The following is a 26,516-nucleotide window of genomic DNA, read 5'->3' on the forward strand; positions in this document are numbered from 1 at the left end:
GGTCACGAGCGAAAGCACGTCATCAACGGGTTGTGACCGAATGGCTGCTTGCGCCTGCGGTTCCTAGGCACTGGGGATCACCGGTTGCGCTCGTTGTGAGGGCGTGCACATCGGGTGGCGCATGTCGTCATGGTGCAACGAGTTGTCGATAAAGAACATTGCATGCAATAGCTGTTTTGTATGAGGCTGTCATATGTAGGAGTATTGCGGGGTATGGCGCTCTGCGGTTCTTCCCCTTCCCACATACGACCCGAAAACAATAATGAAGAAGCATCTCAACGATCAGTTGTTCGAACTCATCGCAACGAGCATCCGCAAAGGTCGCCTCAAGTCGGGAACGTTGCTGCTCGAAGGCCCCATGGCGGATCTGTTCGGTGTGAGCCGTTCACCTGTGCGCCAGGCGCTGCTCAATCTGCATCAGGCAGGTCTGGTCTGCACGTTCGACGGTCGTGGTTATCTGGTCGGGGCGCAGCCTGGCAAGGTGTTGCGGCGCAAGCTGGAGGCGAGCGATTTCAAACTGACGGATGACCGCACTCAGGCCCCGCGCAAGACGGAAACCTGGAAGTCCGTCTACGATCAGATCGAACGCGACCTGCTGCACCAGTCGCTGTTCGGCACCTATCGCATCAACGAACTCGAACTGTCTCGCCACTACGCCATCAGCCGTACGGTCTCCAGCCAGGTACTGACGCGCTTGTCGTTGATGGGCCTGGTCGAGCGCGACGAGCGCTCGCGCTGGCAGCTCGGGCAGTGGAACGAGGAGCGACTCGGCGAACTGTATGAAGTGCGCCGACGCCTGGAACCCTACGTGCTGGTGCGCGCTGCGGAGTTCATCGAACCCGAGCGGATCGAGGGTTACATCGAGCGTCTGCACCAGGCCATGGCGCTCTATCCGAACATGGACAGTCGCCAGTTCGATGACCTGGAAAGCGACCTGCACATCGAAACGCTCGGCTGTTGCCCCAACCGGCAGATGTTGCAGATCCTGCGGCGTACCCACTCGTTGCTGCTGTCGGGTAAGCACATCCTGTTGGACAAGAGCTACTTCCCCGATGAAGAACCCTTCTTCCGCGAGCACCTGAGCATCTTCGAGAACCTGCAGGCCGGTCGCCCCGATCTGGCGGCGCAGAGCATGGAAGAGCACCTGGTGATCGCCGAGCACAAGGTCAAGCAGCGTCTGGCGCAGTTCCGCGAGCACAACCAGATCGCTGCAGTGCCGTATCTGGAGCGGATCGAAGCGTAGGTCGTTCGGCCTGTGGTACGTACGGTGCACCCTTCGTCTCAGGGGGCGCCGCCGCACCCTGAAAATCAGGTCACCGCACCCACCTGCCACGGCACGAATTCGTTATCGCCGTAGTTGTACCGCTCACTCTTGGATGGCTCGCCCGAGGCGATCTCGATGAGTATGTCGAAGATCTTGTGCCCAGCTTCGGCGATGCTCAGCTCACCGTCGACGATGCCGCCGCAGTTGATGTCCATGTCCTCCTCAAGTTTGCGGAACATCTCGGTGTTGGTGGCCAGCTTGATGCACGGCGCGGGTTTGAAACCGGACACCGAGCCACGCCCGGTGGTGAAGCAGATCATGTTGGCGCCGGAGGCTACCTGGCCGGTCACGGACACCGGATCATAGCCGGGGCTGTCCATGAACACGAAGCCACGCTCGGTGATTGGCTCGCCCCACTCGTACACGCCGTTGAGCGAGCTGGTGCCGCCCTTGGCCGCTGCGCCGAGGGATTTTTCCAGGATGGTGGTCAGACCGCCGGCCTTGTTGCCTGGCGAGGGGTTGTTGTTCAGCTCGGCGCCGTTGATGCGTGTGTATTGCTCCCACCAGGTCAGGCGATCAAGCAGCTTCTGGCCGACTTCATGACTGATCGCCCGGGCGATCAACAGGTGTTCGGCACCATAGATTTCCGGGGTCTCGCTAAGGATGGCGGTACCGCCGTGCTGGGCCAGCAGGTCGGCGGCATAACCCAGCGCCGGGTTGGCGGTGATGCCCGAGTAGCCATCGGAGCCGCCGCACTGCATGCCGACCATGATGTGTTCGACGCTTTCCGAGGTGCGTTCCAGGCGACCGATGGCTTCGAGCATCTCGGTCACCTGCTCGATGGCGCGGGCGATGCTGGCGCGGGTGCCGCCAGCATTCTGGATGTTGAAGACGCGGAAGTTCGGCCCCTCGCAAATGTTGTAGCGCTTCATCAGCGAGCTGATCTGATTGGTCTCGCAGCCCAGGCCGATCACCAGTGCACCCGCCACATTGGGGTTGCAGGCGTAACCCCAGATACTGCGCTCGAGGAACTTGAAGCCTTCCGACTCGGTGTTGATCGCGCAGCCGCTACCGTGGGTCAGCGCCACCACGCCATCGATGTTGTAGCGCTTGAGCAGTTCCGAGCCGTTGAAGTGCGCGGCCACCGCACGCGAGACCGTCGCCGAGCAGTTCACCGTGGACAGGATGCCGATGTAGTTGCGCGTGCCGACGCGCCCGTCCGGGCGGCGGTAGCCCATGAAACGGCGGCGCTGCTCCGGTGGCAGCACTGGCGTACGTGCGATGGGCGGCGGCAACTGGTTGTTGGCGTGGCTCTGCGGCATCGACACGTTATGGGTGTGTACATGGGCGCCGGCGGCGATGTCCTGGCTGGCCACGCCGATGACCTGGCCGTACTTGAGCACGGCTTCGCCGGCGGCGATGGCACGGCGGGCGATCTTGTGCCCGGCGGGAATGTCGTCCAAGGCGTTCAGGGCGAGGCTTTCGACACGGCTGCCACGCGCCAGGGCACGGCGGGCGACGGCTACGGAATCCTGGTCGCTGAGGATAACCACGGTCTGGCTGTTGGTGATGAGTTGCATGGCGCGTTCTCGTTGTTGTTGTGATCGTCTGGCCGCGATACTGACAAAAATGAACATTGCACGCAATAATTTGTGATGTTAGTGTCGGCCTCACACGGCTGCTTGTCAGCGCACAAAAACAACAATGTGAGGCTTTCCAGATGGATCATTCCCATCCTTCCGGGAGCGTTGGCTGCCAGCCGACTTCCTGCCTGTACGCCGCCATCGTCCGTCTGTTGGAGTGCCGTCATGCGTAAGCTCGTCGACGGTTATTTCACTCTGCTCAAGGTGCTGGCGATCATCTGCCTGGTGACCATGGTGGTGCTGGTATTCGGCAACGTCGTGCTGCGCTACGGCTTCAACGAAAGCATCCTGATCTCCGAAGAGATTTCGCGTTGGGCCTTTGTCTGGCTGACGTTCCTCGGTGCCGTGGTGCTGCTGCGCGAGCGCGGTCACATGAGCGTGGACCTGGCGCTAAGGGCGCTGCCGAGCTGGGGGGAGCGCGGCTGTCTGATCCTGTCCCAACTGCTGATGCTGGCCTGCTCGGGGCTGTTCTTCTGGGGGAGTTGGCAGCAGATGGAGATCAACTGGAACGTGCCATCGCCGGTCGCTGGCTGGTCGATGGGCCTGTTCTACGGCTCCGGTGTGTTCTTCGGTATCTCGGCCTGCCTGATTCATCTCTACGAAGTCGCCCGCCTGGCAGCGGGTGGCGAAATACCGCGGCCCGATCTCTCTGCGGAGCTGCATCAGTAGCGCTTTCCGGCAGCTCGCCGGCCTGTCGCTGGCGCTCAATTTCATAATAAGAATCGGAGTGATGTGATGGTCATCATCGCGATATTCGTGCTGTCTCTGCTGGGCGCCATGGCCATTGGCGTGCCCATCTCCTATGCGCTGATCCTGTGCGCACTGGCCATGATGTATCACCTCGATCTGTTCGACGCGCAGATCGTCGCCCAGGGGCTGGTCAACGGTGCCGACAGCTTCCCGCTGATGGCCGTGCCCTTCTTCATGCTCGCCGGTGAGTTGATGAATGCCGGTGGTCTGTCCCGGCGTATCGTCAACATGGCCATCGCCCTGGTCGGCCACATCAAGGGCGGACTTGGCTACGTCACCATCCTGGCGGCCTGTGTGCTGGCCAGCCTGTCGGGCTCGGCCGCGGCCGATGCCGCTGCACTGGCCGCGCTGCTGGTGCCGATGATGGTCAAGGTGGGACATGACAGGGCGACCGCCGGTGGTCTTGTCGCTGCGTCAGGCATCATCGCCCCGGTTCTGCCGCCCTCGATTGGCCTGATTCTGTTCGGCGTTGCAGCCAACGTATCGATCACCAAGCTGTTTCTCGCCGGTATCACTCCCGGTCTGATGATGGGCGCTTCGTTGTGTCTCGCCTGGGCCATCATCTCGCGCCGCGAGACGCTGATTACCCGCCCGCGAGCGCCGATGCGAGAGGTCGCCAAGGCGTTCTACGAAGGCATCTGGGCACTGCTGCTGCCGGTAATCATCCTGGTTGGCCTGCGCGCCGGGATCTTCACGCCCACGGAGGCGGGGGTGGTGGCTGCTGTCTATGCGTTGTTCGTGTCGCTGGTGATCTACCGCGAGCTGACCTGGAAAAGCATGTACCAGGTGCTGGTGTCGTCCGTGATGACCACCTCGATGGTGATGTTCCTGGTGGCCTCGGCGATGGTTGCAGCCTGGATGATCACCGTCGCCGACCTGCCCAGTTCGGTGGTCGAGGTGCTGGAGCCGCTGATGGACAGCCCGCGTCTGCTGATGCTGCTGATCGTCGCCATCATCGTGCTGATCGGCATGGCCATGGACATGTCACCGATCATCCTGATCCTGGCGCCGGTGATGATGCCGGTGGCGGTCGCGGCCGGTATCGACCCGATCTACTTCGGCGTGATCTTCGTCATGACCTGCGCCATCGGGCTGATCACTCCGCCTGTGGGGTTGGTGCTCAACGTGGTGGCCGGTGTGGCGAAGATCGACTTCGTCGCCACCGTTCGCGGTGTGCTGCCCTTCCTGCTCGCCGAACTGTTGGTGATCGGCCTGCTGCTGGCCTTCCCGCAATTGCTGCTTATACCCGCGCAGTGGCTCTACTGATCGACAACGCCGCATTCGTCGTGTTCTGACGGTGAATGCGCAACGGGCTGTTTCGCCCATTTCCCCGCCATGCGTGGCGGCAATAAAAACAAGAGGAAACACCATGACGTTCATCCCTAAAGTCCTCGCCGCACTGCTTTGCTCTTCGGCCCTGCTGCTGTCTGCCGCCACTCAGGCTGCCGAAGAGATCAATCGCCACAACTTCAAGGTCGCCTTCGTCCAGGCCAAGGATCACCCGCACGGCCTGGGCGCGCAGAAATTCGCCGAGATCATCAAGGAGAAGAGCGGCGGCAAGATGAAGGTCATGGTGTTCGCCAGCGGCACTCTGGGTGGCGATGCGCAGGTGATCTCGTCCGTACAGGGCGGCACTGTCGACATGACGCTGGTAACTCCCGGCCTGCTCTCGGGTATCGAGAAGGGTTTCGCCCTGTATGGTCTGCCGTTCCTGTTCCAGGACACCGAAGAGGTCGACGCAGTGCTCGACGGCCCGGCCGGGCAGAACCTGCTGACCACCTTGGAACCGCACGGCCTGATCGGCCTGGGTTACTGGGATCATGGCTTCCGCCACGTCACCAACAGCAAGCATCCGGTCGAGAAGGTCGAGGACCTCAAGGGCCTGAAACTGCGCCTGCAGCAGATACCTACTGCCATCGAATCCTTCCGTACGCTGGGTGCCAACGTGGTGCCGTTGTCGTTCACCGAGCTCTACACCGCGATGGAAACCCGCACCGTGGATGGCCAGGAGAACCCGCTGGCAGCTATCGAGACTTCGAAGTTCTACGAGGTGCAGAAGTACCTGTCGCTGACAGGCCACTTCTACGATCCACTGGTGGCGATCTTCAGCAAGCGTACCTGGGACAAGCTCAACGAAACCGAGCGTGAGCTGGTCCGCAGCGCATCTCTGGAAGCCCAGGCTTACGAACGCAAGGTCTCCCGCGAAATGGATGTCAGCTCGCGCCAAGCGCTGGCCAAGCATGGCATGCAGATCAACGAAGTCGCGCCTGAGGAAATCCAGCGCATGCGTGAGCAGGTGCGTCCGACAGTCGACAAGCTGGTGGCCGAATATGGCCCTGAGCTGATGGCCGAAATGAACGCCGAGATCGCCAAGGTGCGCAACGCTCAGTAACCCTTTGCGACCTTGCTCGGCACCGCATGTGCCGGGCATCGCCGCCACATGCAAGGTGGAGTCTCATGACCGCTATCAATGTTGGGTTCATCGGCCTCGGGTTGATGGGCCATGCCATGGCCAGCAACATCCAGAACAAGGGTTTCAGCCTCGCTGTCACGGCGCACCGTAACCGCCAGCCTGTCGAGGATCTGGTCAGCAAGGGCGCCCGCGAATACGCCAACGCCGCCGAGCTGACGCGTGCCGTCGACGTGGTGCTGCTGTGTCTGCCAGGCACGGCGGAAGTCAGCCGCGCTCTGGCTGGCGAGACCGGTATCCTCGCTGGCCTGCGCCCGGGGCAGATCGTCGTCGACTGCAGCACGGGTGATCCGAATCGCACCGCCGAGCTGGCCGCGCAGGTGGTTGCGCACGGCGGTCATTACCTCGATGCACCGGTCAACCGTACACCCAGGGATGCTGTGGCCGGGCGCCTCAACGTGCTGGCTGGCGGCGATGCCGAAGTGCTCGAGCAGGTACGGCCGGTGCTCGAATGCTTCTCCGAGACCATCCACTACCTTGGCCCGTTGGGCTCGGGCCACAAGGCCAAGGTCATCCACAACTTCATTTCCCAGGGCAATGCCACCATCCTCGCCGAGGCTTTCTGCACGGCGGCGAAAAACGGCATCGACCTGGCTGCGTTCGCCGAGATCTGCAGCATGAGCGGCGGTTACAGCCGAACCTTCGAGCGGATCATTCCCTACGTCCTGCGTGGCGACGATTCCGGCCAGCAGTTCGCCCTGGCCAACTGCGAGAAGGACATGCGCTATTACACCGAACTGACCAAGATGACGCCAACCACCGGCATCGTGTCCGATGCGGTGTACCAGACCTTCATGCTGGCCAAGGTACTGGGTCATGGCGACAAGTACGTACCGCGCCTGTTCGATGTGTTGGGTGAAATCAACGGCGTGCGTGTACGTGCCTACAAGGAAGAGGAACAGGCATGAAACTGTTGCGTTATGGCCCGCCGGGCCAAGAGAAGCCGGGGTTGGTCGCTGCCGACGGCAGCCTGCGCGACCTGTCGCAGCATGTGCTCGATATCAGCCCGCGGACGCTCGACGCCAAGGCGCTCGATGAGCTGCGTGCGCTCGATCCGGCCAGCCTGCCGCGAGTCGAGGAGGGCGTGCGTATCGGCACCCCCATCGCCAATGTCGGCAAGCTGATCTGCGTGGGCCTGAACTACGCCGATCACGCCAAGGAATCCAACCTGCCGGTGCCCAGCGAGCCCGTGCTGTTCATGAAGGCCACCAGTGCCATCTGCGGGCCGAACGATCAGGTGATCATTCCGCGCGGTGCACAGAAGACCGACTGGGAAGTGGAACTGGGCATCGTCATTGGCCGCAAGGCGCAATATGTCGAGCGTGAACAGGCGCTGGAGCATGTTGCCGGCTACTGCATCGTCAACGACGTGTCCGAGCGTGCCTACCAACTCGAAAGGGGCGGCACCTGGGACAAGGGCAAGGGCTGCGACACCTTCGCGCCCATCGGCCCGTGGCTGGTCACGGCCGACGAAATTGCCGACCTGCGCAATCTCGACATGCACCTGAGCGTGAACGGCGAGACCCGGCAGAACGGCAACACCCGCACGATGATCTTTTCCATCGACGAGATCGTCAGCTACATCAGCCAGTTCATGACGCTCAACCCGGGCGACGTGATCTGCACCGGCACGCCGCCGGGCGTGGGCGCTGGCATGAAGCCGCCGCAGTTTCTCAAGGCCGGCGACCGCATGTGCCTGAGTATCAGTGGGCTTGGTGAGCAGTGCCAGGAAGTAGTTGCCTGGCAGCGCTGAGGCTGCCCTTTGCTCCCCTCTCCCGCATGCGGGAGAGAGGCTGGGGGAGAGGGTTGAAGCGTCCGTAAGGACTTTCCCGAGAGCAGAGGCATTCCCTCGCTAACTCTTGTTCGCAACCTGTAGAGAACCAATCATGCAACGACGCCTTTACCCGGGGCGCGATTTTCGTCGTGCGCAGAACATCGAAGAGCTGCGCGAGATGGCCCGTCGCCGCCTGCCCAATTTCTCCTTCGAGTACGTCGAAGGTGGGGCGGACGATGAGTTCACCCTCAAGCGCAACCGCTCGATCTTCGAGAGCGTGACCCTGCAGCCGCGCACCCTGCGCAATGTCGGCCAGCGCAGCCTGGAGCGCAGCTTCTTCGGGTGCACCTCGCAAGTGCCGTTCATGATCGGCCCGACCGGCTTCAACGGCCTGCTGACCCGTGACGGCGACCTGCACCTGGCTCGCGCTGCGGCAGACGCCGGCATTCCCTTCGTACTGAGCAATGCCTCGACCACCTCCATCGAGGACATCGCCGCTGTTGACGGCATCCGCGCCTGGATGCAGATCTACCTGTATCGCACTCGTGACCACGTGGCCAAGCTGGTCGAGCGGGTGAAACGGCTGAACCTGGAAGCCATCATGGTAACCACCGACAGCGCCATCTTCGGCAACCGCGAGTGGGACAAGCGCAATTACGCTAAACCGTTGCACTTGGACCTGCGCAACCGCCTCGATGTGCTGTGTCACCCCGAGTGGATCTGGGACGTGCTGGTGCCCGATGGCGTGCCGCGCTTTCGCAACCTCGGTGACCTGCTACCGCCCGGCAAGGACTCGGTGAAAGGGGCAGCCAGCGCGCTGGCGGCCGAGCTCGACCCGACCCTGAGCTGGGACGATATCGCCTGGTTGCGCGACCTCTGGCACGGCAAGCTTATCGTCAAGGGCATGATCCACCCGGATGACGCGCGCCTGGCCCTGCAGTACGGCGTCGACGGCGTGGTGCTGTCCAATCACGGCGGTCGTCAGCTCGATGGCGCGGTCTCGGCGCTGGAAACCCTGCCGGAGGTCGCACGCATCAACCAGAGGCGGATGGAAATCTTCCTCGATGGCGGCTTCCGTCGCGGCAGCGACATCGCCAAGGCGCTGCTCTTGGGCGCCAGCGGCGTGCTGATCGGGCGCGCCGGCCTGTACGGCCTGGCCGCTGGCAAGGGGCCGGGTGCGGCGCATGCCATCGGCATCCTGCGCACGGAGCTGGATCGCACCCTGGGCCTGCTCGGCTGCAGCAGCTTGGAGGAACTCACCCCCGACCTGATCCACGCTCCGCACTGGCGTGCGCTGGCCGAGCGCATTCGCGCCTAGTTTTCCCTCCGTCTCGTACTCCCCCACGATTGCGGTACGAGGCGGTTTTTTATTGCCAACATGAAGAAGGGCGCCGAGGCGCCCTTCTTCATGTCTGCATAGACCGGAGCTCTCCCCGGCCCTACTTTCGCGGGGCCGGGTTTGCACGCGCCTCGCTTGCCTCGACGCTGGATCGACTCAGTGTGAATGCCGCGGTACGGCAGAGCCGCGACAGCCAACCAGAAAGTCGAAATCGCAGCCTTCGTCGGCCTGCAGCACGTGGTCGACGTAGAGGCGGCGATAACCACCGTCCCAGAGCAGGCCTTGCGGTTGCTGCCAGGCCGCCAGACGCGTCTGCAGCTCGGCGTCGGAGATATCCAGGTGCAGGCGTCCATTGGCACAGTCGAGTTCGATGAAGTCCCCGTTCTGCACCACGGCCAGCGGGCCACCGGCGGCAGCCTCCGGGGCGACATGCAGGACCACGGTGCCGTAGGCAGTGCCGCTCATGCGTGCATCGGAGATGCGCACCATGTCGGTGATGCCTTTGGCCAACACCTTGGGTGGCAGACCCATGTTGCCGACTTCGGCCATGCCCGGGTAACCCTTGGGGCCGCAGTTCTTCATGACCAGCACACAGGTTTCGTCGACATCCAGATGGGGGTCATTGATCCGCGCCTTGTAGTCGTCGAAGTCCTCGAAGACGACCGCGCGGCCACGATGTTGCATCAGGGCGGGGCTGGCTGCCGAGGGCTTTAGCACGGCGCCCTTGGGCGCCAGGTTGCCGCGCAATACGCAGATACCGCCATCCGCGCGCAATGGGTTGCCGAGCTGGCGGATTACCTCGTCGTCACCGTAGATCGGTGCGTCTTTACAGTTCTCCCACAGGTTCTTGCCGTTGGCCGTCAATGCCTTCGGGTTAGGGAGCAGGCCGTTCTCGCCGAGGCGGCGAATGACGGCGGGCAGGCCGCCAGCGTAGTAAAACTCCTCCATCAGGAAGCGACCGGAGGGCTGCAGATCGACGATGGTAGGCGTGCCACGACCCACCCGGGTCCAGTCGTCCAGCTCCAGTTCGACGCCCATGCGCCCGGCGATGGCCTTGAGGTGGATAACCGCGTTGGTCGAGCCGCCGATTGCGGCATTGAGTCGAATCGCATTCTCGAAGGCTTCACGGGTGAGTATCTTCGACAGGCGAAGGTCTTCATGGACCATTTCGACGATGCGCATACCTGATAAATGGGCCAGTACGTAGCGCCGAGAATCGACCGCCGGGATCGCTGCGTTGTGCGGCAGTGAGGTGCCCAGGGCTTCAGCCATGCAAGCCATGGTCGAGGCTGTACCCATGGTGTTGCAGGTACCCGCCGAGCGCGACATGCCCGCCTCGGCGGCCATGAAGTCATGAATCGAAATCTTGCCGGCCTTGACCTCTTCGCTGAGCTGCCAGACCACCGTGCCGGAGCCGATATCCTTGCCCTGATGCTTACCGTTGAGCATTGGCCCGCCGGTCACGACGATGGCCGGTACGTCGCAGCTCGCGGCGCCCATCAACAGGGCCGGTGTGGTTTTGTCGCAGCCGGTCAGCAGTACCACGGCATCTATCGGGTTGCCCCGAATCGCTTCCTCGACATCCATGCTCGCCAGGTTGCGGGTAAGCATGGCTGTGGGGCGCAGATTCGATTCCCCGTTGGAGAACACCGGGAACTCCAGCGGATATCCGCCGGCCTCCAGTACACCCTGCTTGACGTGTTCGGCGATCTTGCGAAAGTGCGCGTTGCAGGGGGTCAGTTCGGACCACGTGTTGCAGATACCGATGATTGGCTTGCCCTGAAACTCATGGTCCGGAATGCCCTGGTTTTTCATCCAGCTGCGATACATGAAGCCATTCTTGTCGGCGCTGCCGAACCACTGGGCAGAGCGTAGGGGACGTTTATCTGTCATGAGAAAACCTGCCAGGGAGCGAAAGGCCGCCCAGGGCCTTTCGGGTTGATCGAAAAAGAGAGTGGGTTACAGCAGCCAGGTCGAGAGCGCCGGCACGTACAGCAACAGGCCGAGCACGAACAGCTGGATGAAGATGAACGGCACCATCGACCTGAAGATGTCGGTAAGGCTGATGTCCGGGGGCGCCACGCTTTTCAGGTAGAAGGCCGCCGGGCCGAAGGGAGGTGATATGTAGGACACCTGCATGCTTACGGCGAAGAGGATGCCGAACCAGACCGGGTCATAGCCGAGCTGCACGACAATCGGCACGAAGATCGGCAGGCACAGCATGGCAATGCCGATCCAGTCGAGGATCATGCCGAGCACCAGGAAAATCAGCATCATCACCAGGATGATGACGAAGGGCGCTACATCCAGACCGGTGATCGCCGAGGAGACGAAGCGGTTGCCACCCATCAGGTTGTAGACCCCGACCAGGCAGGCTGCACCGATACCGATCCAGACGATCATCCCGCAGGTTTCCAGCGTTTGGGTCAGGCTGCCTTGGAGCAGCTTTACGGTGAACTCACCGCGTACGATCACTGCAAGCAGCACGCCCAGAGCCCCCATGGCGGCGGCCTCGGTGACTGAGGCGATACCGCCGTAGATGCTGCCGAGTACCAGACCGGCAATGGCCACCGGGTAGAACATGCCGCTGAAGGCCTCGGCGACCGTGAGGCGTGGGGAATGGTCCTCCTGCTCGAGATTGGCGCCGCCCATCTGCGGGTAGCGCGTACACATCACCACCACGTAGATCATGTAGCAACCCATCAGCAGAAATGCCGGCACTATCGCTGCCTTGAACAGGTCGGCGATCGAGACGCTGGCGATCAGGCCATAGATGATCAGCACGATGGATGGCGGCACCATGGTGCCGAGCGAGCCACCGGCGCACACCACGCCGATGGCGATGCGCTTGTCGTAACCCAGGCGCAGCATCTGCGGCAAGGCGAGCAACCCGAGCAGGACGATTTCACCGCCGATGATTCCGGAGATGGCGGCCAGGAAGAACGCCACCACCAGCGTCTGTACCGCTACCCCGCCGGGCAGTCGCCCTGCGAAGAAACGCATCGAGTTGAACAGGTCGCGTGCCAGGCCGGAGCGGTCGAGTAGCCCGGCCATGAAGACGAACATGGGAACAGCGACCAGCGAGTATTCGGTAATGAAGCCGAACATGCGGCTGGCCACCAGGGGCACGGCCATCGGGCCGAACCATCCCAGGGTAAAAATTGCCGCCACCAGGCCAGTGACATAGGCCAATGGCAGGCCCAGTATCAGCAGACCGAAAATGGCGAAAATGATCAGATAAGTTGCGATTTCAATGCTCATGGCGCGATTCCGGGGTCATGGGTTCTTGCGCCAGTGCTGGCTGATGCGCACCACCTGCTGCAGCGCCATGAGGGCGATCGAGATCAGGATGATGATCTTGATGAAGGCGGGCAGCGGCGGGTTCCACGAGGAGCCGGAGGTTTCCAGGCGCCAACTGCCGTCCGGTGCATGAGTGGCATTGAAAGCCAGCACCCAGGCGGCATAGCCGATGGCCAGGCAGAACAGGATGCCCAGGAGCAGGTTCAACATGTCCAGCCAGGAACGTTTTTGCGGCGAAAGACGGTCGAGCAGGATGCGAATCTGGATGTGCCTGTTGGTGGCCAGCGCGTAAGGCCCGCCCAGAGCGAAGATCGTCGCGACCAGGAACGTGGTGGTCTCGTGAGCCCAGTCCGTGGGGGCATTGAATCCATAGCGCATGATCACTTCATAAACGCTGACCAGCATGGCGACGAATACCAGCCAGGCGACAGCCTGACCGATACGCTGGATGACTTGATCGAAACGGTTCTGGCCAGGCGTGGGTGCTGTGACGGGCAGAGAACCGTCACTCGATGATTGCGGCAGTTTCACTGTAAAGCTCCTCGTCAGCCCCGGCCGAAACCAGGGCTGTGCGCGCTGAGTGTGGGTCGAAGAAGGGCGTCAGAGCAGATCTTTGCTCTGCAAGTAAGCCTGGATCGAGTCGACGGCTTCCTTGGCCTCAGGACTGCGGTCACGCCAGGCGCTCCACTCGGCGCGGGCAATCTGGCGGAATTTCTTCAGCTCTTCGGCAGGGAGCGTGGTCAGGGTGACGTCGCCTTTCTGCTTGGCGATTGCCACCTGCTCTTCGTCCTTGGTCTGCAGGTCTCCGATCAACTGAGAGGTGAAGCTGTCCACCGACTCTTCGAGAATGCGCCTGTGCTCATTGCTGAGCCCATCCCAGATGGCCTTGTTGATGGAGATGTCTTTCATCGGCATCGAATGGAAGCCGGGGTAAATCGCGAAAGGGGCGTACTTGTGGTAGCCCTGCTGATAGTTGGTGGCGAACACGGTGTAGTCGGCGGCATCGATCACGCCTTTTTCCAACGCCGTGTAGACCTCGGAGGTCGGCAGATTCACCGGTGCTGCGCCGACCAGCTTGAAGGCATTCGATACCATGCCTTCAGGTGCACGGACCTTGAGGCCCTTGAAGTCGTCGAGTTTTTCGATGCGCCGCTTGGTGATCAGCGACTCGACGCCGACAGCTCCGGCGCGAATCAGGTGCACGTTATAGGGCTCGACCAGACGGTTGTAACCGTCCTCGCCGCCATTGCGCATGTAATCGAGGAAGGTCGAGGTATCGCTCCAGGCACCTACCATGTTGCCGTAGACGGCGAAGGCCGGATTTTTGCCGGAGAAGTAGCCAGGGTCGGTGATGTGGCCCTGAATGATGCCGGCGCCGACGGCGTCCAGGGTCTCGTTGTTGCCGACGATGGTGCCGGTCGGCATCACCTCGATGAGGATTTCGCCGTTGGTTTTCTGGCCGACGCTCTTGGCCCATTCCTGGGCGATGCGGAATTCGTCATCGCCGGCATTGACGTTGATCTGGAACTTCCATTCCTCTTTCGCCAGCGCGCTGGTGGAGCTCAGGATCAAGGCCAGGGCCGCGATGCCCTTGCCTAGGCGGTAAGGGGTTGCAGTGAGTTTCATGGTGCCTCTCCGGTTATTTTTATAAGGGCATTTTCTAGCGCAGAGGCCCGAAATAGAGCCGCTGCGAAAAACAGACGGATAGTGCGGCATCTGTAATTCTGAGGGTAGAGAGTAGACAGGCGAGAGATCATCAACAAATATGTATTTGTGCTTTTTCAATATACAAATTGATATGTCTGGTTTTCCATGAAGCCTCTCAATAGCAGCTGGTTTGTCCGGGCCCGACTGAAGAGCCGGCACATTCCCTTGTTGGTAGCGCTGGGTGATACCGGCAACCTCAATCGTGCCGCCGAAGGTCTGGGGATCTCCCAGCCGGCCATCTCCAAGTTGCTCAAGGAGCTGGAGGACGGCCTTGAGGTCGCCCTGTTCGAGCGCCATGCCCGTGGCGTGGTGCCGACGCTCTATGGTGAAGCGATGATTCGTCATGCACGGCGCATCCAGACCAGCCTCGAGGACGCCTTCGATGAGATCTTTGCGATGCGCGGCGGTCAGCGCGGGCACGTGCGTATCGGCACCATTCTCACGCCCTGTGCCGAGCTGCTCCCGGAGCTGACGCGACGAGTCAAACAGAGCCACCCGAATCTGGAGTTGAGTATTCGTACGGGGTCGAGCCTTGACCTGATGGCGATTCTCAACGATGGCGAACTGGATTTTCTGGTCGCGCGTTTCTTTGCCGACAGCGCCCAGAGCGGCATGTGTTTCGAGCCCTTGTACAAAGAGCCGTTGTGCGTCTGCGCGCGGGCTGGGTTGATCACTCACGTGCTGTCGCGCGAGGACTTGCATGCTGCCGATTGGGTGTTGCCACCTTCTGGCAGCGTGTTGCGGCATGAATTCGACGCTCTTTTCCAGCACGTCGGCATGTACCCGCCGAGCAAGGTGGTCAATGCCGAGAACCTGTTGATGGTGACCACGCTGCTTGAGCAGAACGACATGCTTACCGTGCTGCCGCGTGAGGTGGTGGCGCACTATGCGCGTTACGGCATGCTGGCTATCGCCGAACTGGAGGCGGGAATCGAGGATGACCTCAACCGCAACCTGATGGCCTACGGCATCATCACCAAGAACGAGGAGTTGCTGTCCCCTGCTGCCAAAAGCGTACTGGCTCTATTGCGTGAGAGTGCGCAGTTGTTGGCGGTAGTGGAGCGGGCGGTGCTCTGAAAAGCCTGGAGCACTTGCCCGCTGTTTGCGATCATTTCGTTGTGTTCGGTAGCAAGCGCTGACTGGCCAGCGTCGCAGTTTCAGCTTCGTGCAATGACCTGTTTACGCGCAGTCAGAAGGGGTAATCGAAGCCCGCTTCGCTTGCCGCACCGCTTAGCGCCGTCAGCACATCGTCCGGCAATTGCAGGCCTTGCTCGAAGGCTTTTTCCCGACGTGCGATGCCTGCGTGGCCCGGCATGCGCACCGGATTTTGCGCCACGCGTGGGCGGCTCTCCAGGCACGCACCGACGAAGTGATCCATCTCCGCTTTCAGTTCATCGACGCCACCGAAGAAGGCCGGATCGAAGGTCAGCACGGTCACCGCAGCGCCCCATTGCTTGACCCCATCCTTGCGGCCGAAACCACCCAGCCCCGCCGTCAGCGCCTCGATCATGGTGCCGAGGGCGAAGCCCTTGTGGCCGAACTCCAGGCTGCCCAGCGGCAGGATCGCGCCCGGCGGCGTGCCGAAGTAGGCCGCGGTATCGCGGGTCGGTTGGCCATCCGGGCCGATCAGCGCGGCGTGTTCCAGCTGGCCATCGGCCTGGTGGGTCTTGTTCACCAGGCCATTGGTGATGGTCGACATGCTGACGTCGATGAGAATCGGTTTCTCGCCGGTGGGAATGCCTATGCCCAGCGGGTTGGGCGTATATACCGGGTCGAGGCCGCCGTGCGGCGCCACCGAGGCCACCGCCGGATCGGAGGTCAACACCAGCGCGATCAGATCCTGTTCGGTATAGCGTTGCAGGTAGGCGGCGAGGCAGGCGATATGGTGCGAGCGACGGATGCTCGCGACGCCGATGCCGAAGGTACGCGCGGCCTCGGCGGTGAAGTCCAGCGCTTGTTCGACGCAGTACGGGCCGAGCAGGTAATCGGCGTCGTAGAGCCGTGCCGCCGGTGTCTGGCGGATGACCTGCAGGCTTTCGGCGTTGCCTTTGGCCTGGCCTGCGCGCAGGTCCTTGAGGTAGCCCTGGGCCAGTTTCACGCCGTGGGTGTGATGACCGAGCAGATCGCCTTCGACCAGCACGCGGCTGACCACCGTGGCGACGTCGGGGCTGACGTCTGCCCCGAGAAAGAGCTGCTTGATGAAGTGTTCCAGTTGTTCCGGGGCGATGCGGCTCATTCGATGGCTTCCTTGGGTGAGGACAGGGCGCGCGGATAGCGCATGCGCCAGTACTTGGCGAGCACCGGGAACAGGGCTACCAGCAGTACCAGCAGGGCCAGACCGATGCTGATCGGGCGCTCGACGAAGGCCAGCAGATTGCCGTCGGCCTTGATCATCGAGGTCATGAAGTTGGTTTCGAGAATGTTGCCCAGCACCAAGCCGAGAATGGCGGGGGCGATGGGGAAGTCGGCGGTGGCGATCAGGTAGGCAGCGACGCCGCAGGCCAGCATGATCCACACATCGGTCAGGCTGTTGTTGATGGCGAAGGCACCGACGATGCAGAAGCACAGGATGATCGGCATCAGCACACGCGTCGGCGTCACCGCGAAGATATGGGCACTGCGGATCGCCAGGTAACCGATCGGCAACAGGATCAGGTTGGCGACGAAGAACGCGGTGAACAGGCCGTAGGCCATGGCGCTGTTGTCCATGAAGATGGTCGGGCCGGGGTTCATGCCCTTCATGTACAGCACGCCAATGACGATGGCGGTGATCGAGTCGCCCGGAATACCGAAAACCAGCGCCGGGACCCAGGCACCTGCGACGGCAGAATTGTTCGCGGAGCCCGCATCCACTAACCCTTCGACATGGCCTTTGCCGTAGGCTTCGGGGGTTTTCGAACGCTTCTTGCTGACGGCGTAGCAGATCCAGGCGGCTATGTCCGCTCCGGCACCGGGCAGCGCGCCGATGAAGGCACCCAGGCTGCTGCCGCGAATCACGTTCTTCCAGTAGCGCTTGAGGTGCGTTGGCACCAGGCCGAAGACGCTGCCATGCTGGGGGGCGATGGTTTGCGCCACGTCCTGCTCGCGCGTCTTGTCGCGGGGGATGGAGTAGAGCTTCATCACCTCGTACATGGCGAAGAAACCAATCATTACCGGGATGAAGTTGATGCCCCCCATCAGGTCGGGCACATCGAAGGTGAAGCGCGGCGCGCCGGTGACCATGTCCAGGCCGACCGTGGCCAGCAGCAGGCCGACCATCAACGACAGGAAGCCTTTTACCGCCGAGCCTGTGGAGATGAATACCGCGCTGCCCAGGCCGAGTACGGCCAGCCAGAAGTATTCGTACGAGCTGAAGTTGAGGGCAAATTCGGCCAGGGAAGGGGCGATCATGACCAGCACCAGTGTTCCGGTCAGGCCGCCGATCACCGAGCAGGTAAGGTTCAGGCCCAGTGCTTCACGCGCTCGTCCCGCCCTGCCAAGAGCCGCAGAGTCGGCAACATAGGCGGCAGAGGCAGGTGTTCCCGGGATGTTCAGGTAGGTGCCTGGAATGTCGCCGGCGAAGATGGCCATGGCCGCGGTGGTGATGATTGCCGCAATGGCAGCGGTCGGGTCCATGGCGAAAGTGATCGGGACCAGCAGCGCGACAGCCATGGTGGCGGACAGGCCCGGAATGGCGCCGACGAAGACACCGAAAAGAGCGGCCAGCAGGATCACCAGCAGCGTCTGGAAATTGAAGACGAGCAGAATGCCGTCGAGTAATGCGTTCATGGATGGCTCCTCAGAAACCTAGGGGCCCGATGGGCAATGGAACCTTGAGCAGGTGACCGAAGGAGAGACTGATGACTGCGGTGGCCACGAGACTGATGACCAGAGATGGCATCAGGCGTACGCCACGCTGGATCAGCAGCGTCAGCATGATCAACAGCATCATCGGGGCGGCGCCGATGACTTCGCTGAGGTAGATGTAGGCCACGACCAGTGCGCAAGGCAGTAACACGCCCAGTGGCGGCAGGCCGAACCCGAATGTGCCGTCAGTGCCTTCAGCGCGCAGCTGGCGTACGGCGCTGAAACTGAGCAATGCCCCACCGACGGCCATGCCTATGGCGATCAGCGTGGGGAAAAAATCGGCGCCGTACTGCATGCTGGGCACTACCGGAAACTCGCGGGCCATCAGCCATACACCCAGACCCAGGGCGATGAAGATCAGACCGAACAGGAGGTCTTTCATGGATGAGCTCTCATACAACCGAGTAAAGGCAAACGGCACCCCGAAGGGGCGCCGTATCGAAAATCTGGCTTATTTCTTCATGCCGATCTTTTCGATGATGCCGCCCATGTACGCGTTGTTCTCGACCAGGAACGCCTTGAAATCAGCGCCTTTGTGCCACTCGACACCGAAACCCTGGCGCTTCATGAAGTCCTGGTAGAACTCGCTGTTGTAGGCCTTCTCTAGGGCGTCTTCGAGCTTGGCTATCACGGCAGGGTCCATGCCTTTAGGGCCGGCGACACCGCGCCACTCACCCAGCGAGTATTCGCTGCCGATGCTTTCCTTGATCGTCGGGATATCCGGGAAAGCCGGATTGCGTTCAGGGGAGAGAATGGCCAGGCCCTTGGCCTTGCCGGCTGTGATCATCGAGCGTGCCTCGGGTACTGAGGACGGGACGAGTTCGATACTGCCAGCGGCCAGTTCGACCATGGCCGGTGCGGCGCCCTGGCTGGGAATCCAGGTGACCTTGTTGGGCTCGATGCCGCGATCCATCAGCAGGCCGGCGAAGGCCACGTGCCAGATGCCACCCAGGCCGGTACCAGAGGCCTTAAAGGTGCCTTGGGGCTTGTCGGCAATGTCCTTCAGGAGCTCTTCGACATTGTTGTACGGTGCATCGGCGCTGACCTGTACGCCGGGGTAGTCGTAGTTGGTCATTGCCAGGGGGGTGAAGTCTTCGTGGGTGATCTTGGTCAGCCCCTGCCAGTGCATCATGTTCAGCTCACCAGTGACGAAGCCCAGGGTGTAACCGTCGGGTTTGGCGCTGGCCATGACCGTGTGACCCACCACACCGCCGCCGCCGGGACGGTTGACGACGTTGATGGTGACGCCCAGCTCCTTCTCCAGTGCGGTGGCGATGCCACGTGCGGCAGAGTCGCTGCCGCCACCGGCGGCCCACGGCACGATCAGTTGGATGGGCTTGTTCGGGTATTCAGCCATGGCTGCAACTGGGGCGCCCAGAAGGGAAAAGCCGAGGGCGAGGCTGAGCGGGCGAAGCAGAGTGCTTAGCTTGATCATGAAAGTTCACCTATTGAAGTTATTTTGAGTGAGGTGCAGCTAGGTTCCGCTTGAACAAGTCGGCCAGGCAGGCGGCATGGCGTGGAATCAAAGCCTGGCCGAAGCTAGGCAACTCTCGGGGAGGTGTCTAATGAGGCTTTTTCATCGAGTCATAACTAGGGGTTATTCGCTGATGATTCATCGCGGGTGACGGTGCGCAGGGCGTCAATGAAGTCGCGGGCTGCGGAGGAGATGGGCTCGTCCTTGCGCAGCAGCACGCCATAGGCCAGCGGAGAGGGCGCCAGGCTCGTCTGGATTTGTTTCAAGCTGCCATCGAGCAGGTTCTGCCTTACCACCGCCTCTGGCAACAGTGCCAGGGTGTCGCTGTTGCAGAGCATTTTCAGCGTCGTTTGTACGGAGGTGGTCTCGATGGCGTTGGCCGGCGGATTTACGCCCGCATCGCTGAACGATTGTTCCAGCGACTGGCGCAGCGGGGTGTTGAGTGGGTAGAGCACCCAGGGCCATTCGGTAAGTTGCGATGGCGAGACCTGCTGGCGATTGCACAGCGGATGTTCGGCTCGAGCGATGAGGATGAAAGGCTCCTCGGCCAGCGCGGTGAAGTCGAAACGCTGGCGCTGCGGGTGGTCGGTGAAGCGACCGACCACCAGATCCAGCTGCTTGTGCTCTAGCAGCTTGAGCAGGTGATCGCTGGTGTCTTCCAACAGCTCGATGGTCAGCAGCGGCCGTCGGCCTTTCAGGCGCAGCAGCGTTTCGGGCAAAGCATGGGCAGTAGCGGCGAAGATCGCACCTACCTTGAGATAGCCATGGCCACCCTGGCGGAGGCTTTCCAGGCGATAGCTGAAGGTCTGGCAGTCATTCAGCGCGCGCTGCGCATAGGCAACCACCTCGGCGCCTAGCTCGGTGGCTGGCAGCTCGCGGTTGAGGCGCTCGAACAGGGTGAAGCCGAACTGGCTTTCGATATCGCGCAGCATCTTGCTTACCGCCGGCTGGCTCAGCCCCAGTTGCTGCGCGCTGCTGTGCATATTGCCGGTGCGCGCCAGGCTGTCGATCAGCGCCAGGTGGCGAAAGCGTAGCCAATTGTGAAGGGTCGGGAGATTGCCTGTTTGGTTCATGGCCGCTGTGCTCGGAAGTACTCGATAACCGGATCATATCGCGGACTGACTATTAGTCATTGGTGGTTATCGCGAATGGAGAGATAAGGTCAGCCGGCCTGACCGCACCCAGGGTGCCTTGCGGGCATTTCCAGTCGCATAAGAAGAAGGACTCCGCCATGCCCTACGCTCTCAGCCTCACACCCAGCAACACCTTGCCTACCGATAGCTTGCGCGGAACCCTCGTCGGCCGGGCCTGGTTGCCCGGAGAGTACGCCGGCCCGGCGCCGATCCTGCTGCGTGAGGATGGTGTCTATGATCTGTCCACATTGGCGCCGACCCTGAGTGGGCTGTTCGAGCAGGAGGGTCTGCTGGCCGGGTTGCAGAGTCTGCGCGGCACGCCGCTGTGCAGTGTCGAGGCCTTGCTGGGTAACAGTGGTTCAGGCTTCAATCCCGAGCTGCCGAGTCTGCTGGCGCCTGCCGACCTGCAGGTGCTCAAGGCGGCGGGTGTGACCTTTGCTTCGAGCATGATCGAGCGCGTGATCGAAGAGCGTGCCGGTGGTGATGCCAGCCTGGCCGAAGGCGTTCGGGCCAAGGTAAGGGATGTGCTAGGCGAGGATTTTGCCAGCATCAAGCCAGGCTCGGAAAAGGCCCAGCAGATCAAGGTGCTGCTGCAGGAACAGGGCCTATGGTCGCAATACCTGGAAGTGGGGATCGGCCCGGATGCCGAGATTTTCACCAAGGCGCCTGTGCTGGCCGCCGTTGGTAGCGGCGCGGAGATCGGCATCCACCCAGGCTCGGTGTGGAACAACCCGGAGCCTGAGGTCGTGCTGGCCGTCAACAGCCGTGGCGAGGTGCTGGGCGCGACCCTCGGTAACGACGTCAACCTGCGCGACTTCGAAGGCCGCAGCGCACTGCTGCTGAGCAAGGCCAAGGACAATAATGCCTCCTGCGCTATCGGCCCGTTCATCCGCCTGTTCGACGATACATTCAGCCTTGATGACGTGCGCAACACGGTGGTTCGCTTGCGCGTCGAGGGTGCCGACGGCTATGTGCTCGAGGGCAGCAGCTCCATGGACAAGATCAGCCGCGATCCGCTGGATCTGGTCGGTCAGGCGCTCAACCGCAATCACCAGTACCCGGATGGCTTCCTGCTGTTCCTCGGCACCCTGTTCGCCCCAACTGAAGACCGCGATGCCCCGGGCGCCGGCTTCACCCACAAGCTGGCTGATCGCGTGATCATCAGCAGCGAGCAATTGGGTGCCCTGCACAACCGCGTCAACCACAGCGACAAGGCTCCTGCCTGGCAGTTTGGTCTCAACGCCTTGATGAGCAGTCTGGCCGCGCGCGGCCTGCTCTAAGAGCCTGCCTGCGGGGGTAGGTTTTCTGTGGGAGGGGCTTTAGCCGCGACAGGTCGCAAAAAGCTCGTGGCTAAAGCCCCTCCTACGCGTGTCGCCACGCCATTCATCGGCAGCATTGGTGCTTGGAATGGTGGACAAAAAGAGCGTTATCTACGTGCCCCATCCGCCCCACAATCAACCGTCAGGGCGTGTCCTGTTGCGGCGTGAGCTGTTCGATAAACAGGCGACTGATCGAGGACAGACTCACGCCGCGCCGGGTGATCAATTGGTACGGCTCGCTCCGGCTTTTCAGGCTCAGCGGCAGGATGCAGGTCATGCCGAAGCCCGTGCAGAAGCGCGCCACGTCGGTCGACAGTAGGGCGACCAGCTCTGGATTTTTCTGCAGAAGCGACAGTGTGGTGAAGGCTGAGGTGGTTTCCAGCAGTTGCAGCGGGAAGCGTAGCCCTGCCTGCTGAAATTCCCGCTCCAGTGAAAGGCGCATCGGCATGTTGGCCGAGTAGACCACCCAGCGGCTATCAGCCAGATCCGCCAGCTCCAGTTGTGCGCGTCCGGCTAACGGATGATCACGGTTGGCGACCACGGCCAGGGTTTCGTCACGCACATCGATGCAGTCGTAGTGCTCTGGCTGGCGGCTGATGCTGGTGCGGCAGATCGCCAGATCGAGGCGGCCTTGATCGAGCAGGCTGAGCAGCCGCGCGCTGGTGTCTTCGACTATCTCCACGGACAGATCCGGGTGCGTCTCCAGCAACTGGGTCAACGCATCCGTCATGAACGGTACCGCGCCCATGATCACTCCGACCGACAGGCGTCCGCCGTGGCCTTGGAGAATACCCAGCATTTCTTCGCGCAGGTGAGTCAGGTCTGTCTGGATCAGCTTGGCGTAGCGAATCGCGCAGTGTCCCAGCTCGTTGGCCTCCAGACCGCGATTGGTGCGTACGAACAGTGGCGCGCCCAGCGTGGTCTCTATTTCCTGCAATGCCTTGGTCGCCCCGGGTTGGCTGATTGAGATCAGTTCTGCGGCTTTGATCAATGAGCCCTGTTCGCCGAGGGCGATCAGCAGGCGCAGTTGCCGGAAGCGCAGGCGGGAAAAAATGGAGGAGACGGATGGCAGCATGTATAGCTTTCCCTTATAGCAGTATCAGCGCCTCTCATTAGTCAGGAGCGCCTCTATCTCATAGTTTGCCTGGGCGGCAAGGCTATCCGTGAGAATGTCCGAGTGATCTTACTCGACGTTTTCCGCTGCCTGCTATTACAAAAACAAGCAGAGGCTCCCTCATGGCACTGATCAACTACCTCACTCAAGTCCAGTTCGGTTATGACGTCCTCGGCCAGTTGGCCGCCGAGTGTCAGCGCATTGGAATCACCCGGCCCTTCATCGTGACTGATACGGGGGTGCGGGCCGCAGGTATCGTCGACAAGGTTCTGGGGCAGTTAGCCGACCCTGCTATTGCGGAAGTTTTCGACCAGACGCCGCCGAACCCGAACGAAGGCGTGGTGCGTGCGGCGGCGGCGCGTTATCGCGACGGGGGCTTCGATGGCATCATCGCAGTCGGCGGTGGTTCCTCCATCGACCTGGCCAAGGGCGTCGCCGTGTGCGGCACCCATGAAGGCCCGCTGAAGCAGTTCGCCGTGATCGAAGGCGGGCTGACCCGTATTACCGCAGCCACTGCGCCGGTGATTGCTATCCCCACCACTGCCGGCACGGGTAGCGAAGTCGGTCGTGGTGCCATCCTGATTCTTGATGATGGTCGCAAGGTTGGCGTGATCTCGCCCTATCTGATTCCGCGTTCAGCTATCTGCGACCCTGAGCTGACTCTCGGCCTGCCTGCACAATTGACTGCTGCCACGGGGATGGATGCCATCGCCCATTGCCTGGAAACCTTCATGGCGCCGGCGTTCAATCCGCCTGCCGATGGCATCGCCCTGGACGGCCTGTGGCGCGCATGGCGGCATATCGAACGTGCAACCCTTACGCCTGGTGACCGGGAAGCGCGATTGAACATGATGAGCGCCTCGATGCAGGGCGCCCTGGCCTTTCAGAAGGGCCTCGGCTGCGTACATAGCCTCAGCCACGCCCTGGGTGGCATCAACCCAAGGTTGCACCATGGCACCCTCAACGCGGTATTCCTGCCGGCGGTTATCGCCTTCAATGCGCAGTCTGACTCGGTGCGTGATGAGCAGAAACAGCAGCGCATCGCTCAGGCTATGGGGCTGGGGAGTGCCGAGGAAATCATCCCGGCGATTCGTGAGATGAACCGTCGCCTCGGCATGCCTTCGGGGTTGGCGGAGATGGGCGTGGACGAGTCGCTGTTCCCGGCGATCATCGAAGGTGCGCTGGCTGACCATAGCCACAAGACCAACCCGCGTCTGGCGAGTGCCGAGGACTACGCCGAGTTGCTGCGCCAGTCCATGTAAGTGGCGGGCTAGGTGCCTTCGTACAGGGCGTCCTGCTCGCTGCGCAGGTGCTCCAGCAGCAGGCTTGCCAGCGGCGACAGGCTGCTGCCGCGGCGGTGGATGATCGAGCACGGCTCGTTGCGTGCCTGCAGCTCCAGTGGCAGGCGGCGCAGCAGGCCGAAGCTCTCGCTGGAGCAGGCGATGGAGTGGGGCATCACCGCCACCAGCTGCGGGTCTTCCTGCAGCAGGCTGAGCATGGTGAAGGTCGAGGAGGTCTCCAGCGGGTAACGGGGAAACTCCAGGCCGGCTTCGCCGAACTCGCGCTCCAGCACCGTGCGCATCGGCGTGCCGGTGGGGTAGACCACCCAGCTATAGCCGCTCAGATCGGTCAGGCTCAGTGCCGGATTTGCCTGCTGCGGATGCTGCGGCGCGGCCACCAGCGCCAGGCGTTCGGCGTGCAGGCTCAGGCATTCGTAGTCGTCCGGGTGCTGGCTGCCGCTGGTTCGGGCGATGGCCAGGTCCAGGCGGCCTTCGTCGAGCAGCTTGAGCAAGCGCGGGCTGATGTCTTCGACGATCTGCACGGAGATGTCCGGTTGCATCTGCCGCAGGCTGGTGAGTGCGCGCAGCACCAACGGCACCGAGCCGGCGATGGTGCCGATCGCCAGGTGGCCGCCATGACCTTGCAGGATGCTCTGCATTTCCTCATGCAGGTGCGCCAGATCCGAGTGGATGAGCCGCGCATAGCGGATCACGCAACGCCCCAGGTCATTGGCTTGCAGGCCCTGTGCCGAGCGTGTGAATAGCGGCGTACCGAAGGTCGTCTCGATTTCGTGCAACGCCTTGGTCGCGCCCGGCTGGCTGATGGCGATGCGCTCGGCCGCGCGATGCAGCGTGCCCAGTTCGTCGAGGGCGATCAGCAGTCGCAACTGACGAATACGCAGGCGGGAAACGATGTAGGTCAGAGGAGGCAGCATGGGGATGACGAAAAGTTATCACCTAATCAGAAGCTTTCATTAGGCAGCACCGCGGGCAGTTTTTAAAGTGCCCGCCAGCAACGTCGCAATCGCGACGCACAAGAACAACAGAAAAAACGGCAGGAGTGCTGCAATGCGGCTGATTCAGTTTGAGAACGAGCATGGCCAGCGTCAGGTCGGCGTCGTCGGTGAGGCGCGCGTCAGCGTGGTCAAGGGCGTGGCCACGACCCGTGAGCTGGCGCTGCAGGCGATCCGTAACGGCCATGGCCTGATCGCCGAGATCGAGCGCTTGGGCGTCGAGCCTGGCCCGGTCTATGCCGAACTGATCGAGCAGCGCCGTGTATTGGCGCCGCTGGATCACGCCGACCCGGCGCACTGCCTGGTGTCCGGCACCGGCCTGACCCACCTGGGCAGCGCCTCCACCCGCGACAAGATGCACCAGCAGGTCGAGGCGCAGCAGGCCGAAGGCAAGCTCACCGACACCATGCAGATGTTCCAGTGGGGCATGGCCGGCGGTCGCCCGGCCGCAGGCAGCGAAGGCGCGCAGCCGGAGTGGTTCTACAAAGGTGATGGCAGCATCGTGGTTCGCCCTGGCGAGGACTTCCCGGTGCCCGACTTCGCCGAGGACTTCGGTGAGGAGCCCGAGCTGACCGGCCTCTATGTGATTGGCGACGATGGCCAGCCGTATCGCATCGGCTTCGCCCTTGGCAACGAGTTCTCCGACCATGTGGTCGAGCGCAAGAACTACCTGTACCTGGCCCACTCGAAGCTGCGCTTCTGCTCCTTCGGCCCGGAAATGCTGATCGGCGAGCTGCCGCGTCACCTGTCCGGTATCAGCCGTATCCGTCGGGGCGATCAGGTGCTGTGGGAGAAGGAGTTCCTCTCCGGTGAGGACAACATGTGCCACAGCCTGGAGAACCTCGAGTACCACCACTTCAAGTATCGCCAGTTCCTGCGTCCCGGCGATGTGCATGTGCACTTCTTCGGCACCGCGACGCTGTCGTTCGCCGACGGCATCAAGGCGCAGCCGGGCGATACCTTCGAGGTCAGCCTCGATGCGCTGGGTGAGCCGCTGCGCAATGGCATCTGCATTCACCAGCCCGCCGTGAAGGTCGGCGAGGTGCGTCGGTTGTAAGGTTTTTGCGGCCCGGCGGCAGGCTGTCGGGTC

23 protein-coding genes are annotated in these 26,516 nt (G+C 62.1%); 11 read left to right on the forward strand and 12 right to left on the reverse strand.

The genetic code is table 11. The features are described from left to right. The first annotated feature begins 262 nt into the window (after positions 1-262). Positions 263-1,243: a GntR family transcriptional regulator gene (locus tag H3221_RS06080; RefSeq protein WP_196476713.1), complete on the forward strand. Its 981-nt coding sequence runs from the start codon at positions 263-265 to the stop codon at positions 1,241-1,243. Between the two features lie 65 nt (positions 1,244-1,308). Here the strand turns inward: H3221_RS06080 and H3221_RS06085 are convergent, their stop codons facing one another. After that, the gene (locus H3221_RS06085) at positions 1,309-2,844 is read right to left on the reverse strand and encodes a UxaA family hydrolase (protein WP_196476712.1); all 1,536 of its coding nucleotides are present in this window, start codon (positions 2,842-2,844) and stop codon (positions 1,309-1,311) included. A gap of 228 nt (positions 2,845-3,072) precedes the next feature. On the opposite strand from H3221_RS06085, the gene H3221_RS06090 reads away from it, so the two are divergent. The 6 genes from H3221_RS06090 (at position 3,073) to H3221_RS06115 (ending at position 9,219) form a co-directional block, all read left to right on the forward strand. After that, positions 3,073-3,576 carry a TRAP transporter small permease gene (locus H3221_RS06090; protein ID WP_196476711.1) on the forward strand — a complete coding sequence of 168 codons (504 nt, stop codon included), beginning with the start codon at positions 3,073-3,075 and terminating at the stop codon, positions 3,574-3,576. Between the two features lie 66 nt (positions 3,577-3,642). Further along, positions 3,643-4,923: a TRAP transporter large permease subunit gene (locus H3221_RS06095; protein WP_196476710.1), complete on the forward strand. Its 1,281-nt coding sequence runs from the start codon at positions 3,643-3,645 to the stop codon at positions 4,921-4,923. Between the two features lie 103 nt (positions 4,924-5,026). Beyond that, complete coding sequence (locus H3221_RS06100; protein ID WP_196476709.1) at positions 5,027-6,049, forward strand: TRAP transporter substrate-binding protein; 1,023 nt, start codon at positions 5,027-5,029, stop codon at positions 6,047-6,049. Between the two features lie 65 nt (positions 6,050-6,114). After that, complete coding sequence (locus tag H3221_RS06105) at positions 6,115-7,035, forward strand: NAD(P)-dependent oxidoreductase (RefSeq protein WP_196476708.1); 921 nt, start codon at positions 6,115-6,117, stop codon at positions 7,033-7,035. After that, positions 7,032-7,880: a fumarylacetoacetate hydrolase family protein gene (locus tag H3221_RS06110; RefSeq protein WP_196476707.1), complete on the forward strand. Its 849-nt coding sequence runs from the start codon at positions 7,032-7,034 to the stop codon at positions 7,878-7,880. The genes H3221_RS06105 and H3221_RS06110 overlap by 4 nt, the downstream gene beginning before the upstream one ends. Before the next feature lie 133 nt (positions 7,881-8,013). Then, positions 8,014-9,219 carry an alpha-hydroxy acid oxidase gene (locus H3221_RS06115; RefSeq protein WP_196476706.1) on the forward strand — a complete coding sequence of 402 codons (1,206 nt, stop codon included), beginning with the start codon at positions 8,014-8,016 and terminating at the stop codon, positions 9,217-9,219. 177 nt (positions 9,220-9,396) lie between these two features. Here H3221_RS06115 and H3221_RS06120 read toward each other — a convergent pair whose 3' ends face one another. The 4 genes from H3221_RS06120 to dctP form a co-directional block, all read right to left on the reverse strand. Further along, complete coding sequence (locus tag H3221_RS06120; RefSeq protein ID WP_196476705.1) at positions 9,397-11,133, reverse strand: IlvD/Edd family dehydratase; 1,737 nt, start codon at positions 11,131-11,133, stop codon at positions 9,397-9,399. Positions 11,134-11,199: 66 nt separating this feature from the next. After that, a complete protein-coding gene (locus H3221_RS06125) occupies positions 11,200-12,501 on the reverse strand; it encodes a TRAP transporter large permease (RefSeq protein ID WP_196476704.1) in 1,302 nt (433 codons plus the stop codon). A 15-nt stretch (positions 12,502-12,516) separates the two neighbouring features. Further along, on the reverse strand, positions 12,517-13,071 hold the full coding sequence (locus tag H3221_RS06130; RefSeq protein ID WP_196476703.1) for a TRAP transporter small permease subunit: 555 nt from the start codon (positions 13,069-13,071) through the stop codon (positions 12,517-12,519). A gap of 69 nt (positions 13,072-13,140) precedes the next feature. Next, entirely contained in the window at positions 13,141-14,166 is a 1,026-nt protein-coding gene (gene dctP, locus H3221_RS06135) for a TRAP transporter substrate-binding protein DctP (RefSeq protein ID WP_196476702.1), read from the reverse strand. A gap of 186 nt (positions 14,167-14,352) precedes the next feature. Between dctP and H3221_RS06140 the strand changes: the two genes are divergently transcribed. Further along, the gene (locus H3221_RS06140; protein ID WP_224490506.1) at positions 14,353-15,324 is read left to right on the forward strand and encodes a LysR substrate-binding domain-containing protein; all 972 of its coding nucleotides are present in this window, start codon (positions 14,353-14,355) and stop codon (positions 15,322-15,324) included. A 112-nt stretch (positions 15,325-15,436) separates the two neighbouring features. On the opposite strand, the gene H3221_RS06145 is transcribed toward H3221_RS06140, so the two are convergent. The 5 genes from H3221_RS06145 to H3221_RS06165 all read right to left on the reverse strand — a co-directional run bounded on the left by H3221_RS06145 (position 15,437) and on the right by H3221_RS06165 (position 20,640). Then, complete coding sequence (locus H3221_RS06145; RefSeq protein ID WP_196476701.1) at positions 15,437-16,483, reverse strand: Ldh family oxidoreductase; 1,047 nt, start codon at positions 16,481-16,483, stop codon at positions 15,437-15,439. Beyond that, positions 16,480-18,015, reverse strand: a complete 1,536-nt coding sequence (locus H3221_RS06150) for a tripartite tricarboxylate transporter permease (protein ID WP_196476700.1) — start codon at positions 18,013-18,015, stop codon at positions 16,480-16,482. Before H3221_RS06150 ends, H3221_RS06145 begins: the two co-directional genes overlap by 4 nt. A gap of 10 nt (positions 18,016-18,025) precedes the next feature. Next, positions 18,026-18,475, reverse strand: a complete 450-nt coding sequence (locus H3221_RS06155; RefSeq protein ID WP_196476699.1) for a tripartite tricarboxylate transporter TctB family protein — start codon at positions 18,473-18,475, stop codon at positions 18,026-18,028. 69 nt (positions 18,476-18,544) lie between these two features. Next, positions 18,545-19,528, reverse strand: coding sequence for a tripartite tricarboxylate transporter substrate binding protein (locus H3221_RS06160; RefSeq protein WP_196476698.1), 984 nt, complete (start codon positions 19,526-19,528; stop codon positions 18,545-18,547). 155 nt (positions 19,529-19,683) lie between these two features. Beyond that, a complete protein-coding gene (locus tag H3221_RS06165; RefSeq protein ID WP_196476697.1) occupies positions 19,684-20,640 on the reverse strand; it encodes a LysR family transcriptional regulator in 957 nt (318 codons plus the stop codon). Between the two features lie 158 nt (positions 20,641-20,798). On the opposite strand from H3221_RS06165, the gene H3221_RS06170 reads away from it, so the two are divergent. After that, a complete protein-coding gene (locus tag H3221_RS06170; protein ID WP_196476696.1) occupies positions 20,799-21,980 on the forward strand; it encodes a fumarylacetoacetate hydrolase family protein in 1,182 nt (393 codons plus the stop codon). A gap of 181 nt (positions 21,981-22,161) precedes the next feature. Here H3221_RS06170 and H3221_RS06175 read toward each other — a convergent pair whose 3' ends face one another. Then, a complete protein-coding gene (locus tag H3221_RS06175; protein WP_196476695.1) occupies positions 22,162-23,094 on the reverse strand; it encodes a LysR family transcriptional regulator in 933 nt (310 codons plus the stop codon). 161 nt (positions 23,095-23,255) lie between these two features. On the opposite strand from H3221_RS06175, the gene H3221_RS06180 reads away from it, so the two are divergent. Continuing rightward, positions 23,256-24,395 carry an iron-containing alcohol dehydrogenase gene (locus H3221_RS06180; RefSeq protein ID WP_196476694.1) on the forward strand — a complete coding sequence of 380 codons (1,140 nt, stop codon included), beginning with the start codon at positions 23,256-23,258 and terminating at the stop codon, positions 24,393-24,395. Between the two features lie 8 nt (positions 24,396-24,403). Here H3221_RS06180 and H3221_RS06185 read toward each other — a convergent pair whose 3' ends face one another. Further along, positions 24,404-25,348 carry a LysR family transcriptional regulator gene (locus H3221_RS06185; RefSeq protein ID WP_196476693.1) on the reverse strand — a complete coding sequence of 315 codons (945 nt, stop codon included), beginning with the start codon at positions 25,346-25,348 and terminating at the stop codon, positions 24,404-24,406. 133 nt (positions 25,349-25,481) lie between these two features. On the opposite strand from H3221_RS06185, the gene araD1 reads away from it, so the two are divergent. After that, positions 25,482-26,483, forward strand: coding sequence for an AraD1 family protein (gene araD1, locus H3221_RS06190; protein ID WP_196476692.1), 1,002 nt, complete (start codon positions 25,482-25,484; stop codon positions 26,481-26,483). The last annotated feature ends 33 nt before the right edge of the window (positions 26,484-26,516 follow it).

It is taken from the genome of Pseudomonas chaetocerotis (genome assembly GCF_015712105.2).
GTDB lineage: Bacteria > Pseudomonadota > Gammaproteobacteria > Pseudomonadales > Pseudomonadaceae > Aquipseudomonas > Aquipseudomonas chaetocerotis.

Bases quoted from the DNA above. Each gene is read 5' to 3' on its own strand.
- H3221_RS06145 (WP_196476701.1), bottom strand. From the start codon at position 16,483: ATGAGCCGCATCGCCCCGGAACAACTGGAACACTTCATCAAGCAGCTC.
- H3221_RS06140 (WP_224490506.1), top strand. From the start codon at position 14,353: ATGAAGCCTCTCAATAGCAGCTGGTTTGTCCGGGCCCGACTGAAGAGC.
- H3221_RS06085 (WP_196476712.1), bottom strand. From the start codon at position 2,844: ATGCAACTCATCACCAACAGCCAGACCGTGGTTATCCTCAGCGACCAG.
- H3221_RS06115 (WP_196476706.1), top strand. From the start codon at position 8,014: ATGCAACGACGCCTTTACCCGGGGCGCGATTTTCGTCGTGCGCAGAAC.
- H3221_RS06170 (WP_196476696.1), top strand. From the start codon at position 20,799: ATGCCCTACGCTCTCAGCCTCACACCCAGCAACACCTTGCCTACCGAT.
- H3221_RS06100 (WP_196476709.1), top strand. From the start codon at position 5,027: ATGACGTTCATCCCTAAAGTCCTCGCCGCACTGCTTTGCTCTTCGGCC.
- H3221_RS06090 (WP_196476711.1), top strand. From the start codon at position 3,073: ATGCGTAAGCTCGTCGACGGTTATTTCACTCTGCTCAAGGTGCTGGCG.
- H3221_RS06095 (WP_196476710.1), top strand. From the start codon at position 3,643: ATGGTCATCATCGCGATATTCGTGCTGTCTCTGCTGGGCGCCATGGCC.
- H3221_RS06150 (WP_196476700.1), bottom strand. From the start codon at position 18,015: ATGAACGCATTACTCGACGGCATTCTGCTCGTCTTCAATTTCCAGACG.
- H3221_RS06175 (WP_196476695.1), bottom strand. From the start codon at position 23,094: ATGCTGCCATCCGTCTCCTCCATTTTTTCCCGCCTGCGCTTCCGGCAA.
- dctP (WP_196476702.1), bottom strand. From the start codon at position 14,166: ATGAAACTCACTGCAACCCCTTACCGCCTAGGCAAGGGCATCGCGGCC.
- H3221_RS06125 (WP_196476704.1), bottom strand. From the start codon at position 12,501: ATGAGCATTGAAATCGCAACTTATCTGATCATTTTCGCCATTTTCGGT.
- araD1 (WP_196476692.1), top strand. From the start codon at position 25,482: ATGCGGCTGATTCAGTTTGAGAACGAGCATGGCCAGCGTCAGGTCGGC.
- H3221_RS06080 (WP_196476713.1), top strand. From the start codon at position 263: ATGAAGAAGCATCTCAACGATCAGTTGTTCGAACTCATCGCAACGAGC.
- H3221_RS06165 (WP_196476697.1), bottom strand. From the start codon at position 20,640: ATGAACCAAACAGGCAATCTCCCGACCCTTCACAATTGGCTACGCTTT.
- H3221_RS06120 (WP_196476705.1), bottom strand. From the start codon at position 11,133: ATGACAGATAAACGTCCCCTACGCTCTGCCCAGTGGTTCGGCAGCGCC.
- H3221_RS06185 (WP_196476693.1), bottom strand. From the start codon at position 25,348: ATGCTGCCTCCTCTGACCTACATCGTTTCCCGCCTGCGTATTCGTCAG.
- H3221_RS06180 (WP_196476694.1), top strand. From the start codon at position 23,256: ATGGCACTGATCAACTACCTCACTCAAGTCCAGTTCGGTTATGACGTC.
- H3221_RS06110 (WP_196476707.1), top strand. From the start codon at position 7,032: ATGAAACTGTTGCGTTATGGCCCGCCGGGCCAAGAGAAGCCGGGGTTG.
- H3221_RS06160 (WP_196476698.1), bottom strand. From the start codon at position 19,528: ATGATCAAGCTAAGCACTCTGCTTCGCCCGCTCAGCCTCGCCCTCGGC.
- H3221_RS06105 (WP_196476708.1), top strand. From the start codon at position 6,115: ATGACCGCTATCAATGTTGGGTTCATCGGCCTCGGGTTGATGGGCCAT.
- H3221_RS06155 (WP_196476699.1), bottom strand. From the start codon at position 18,475: ATGAAAGACCTCCTGTTCGGTCTGATCTTCATCGCCCTGGGTCTGGGT.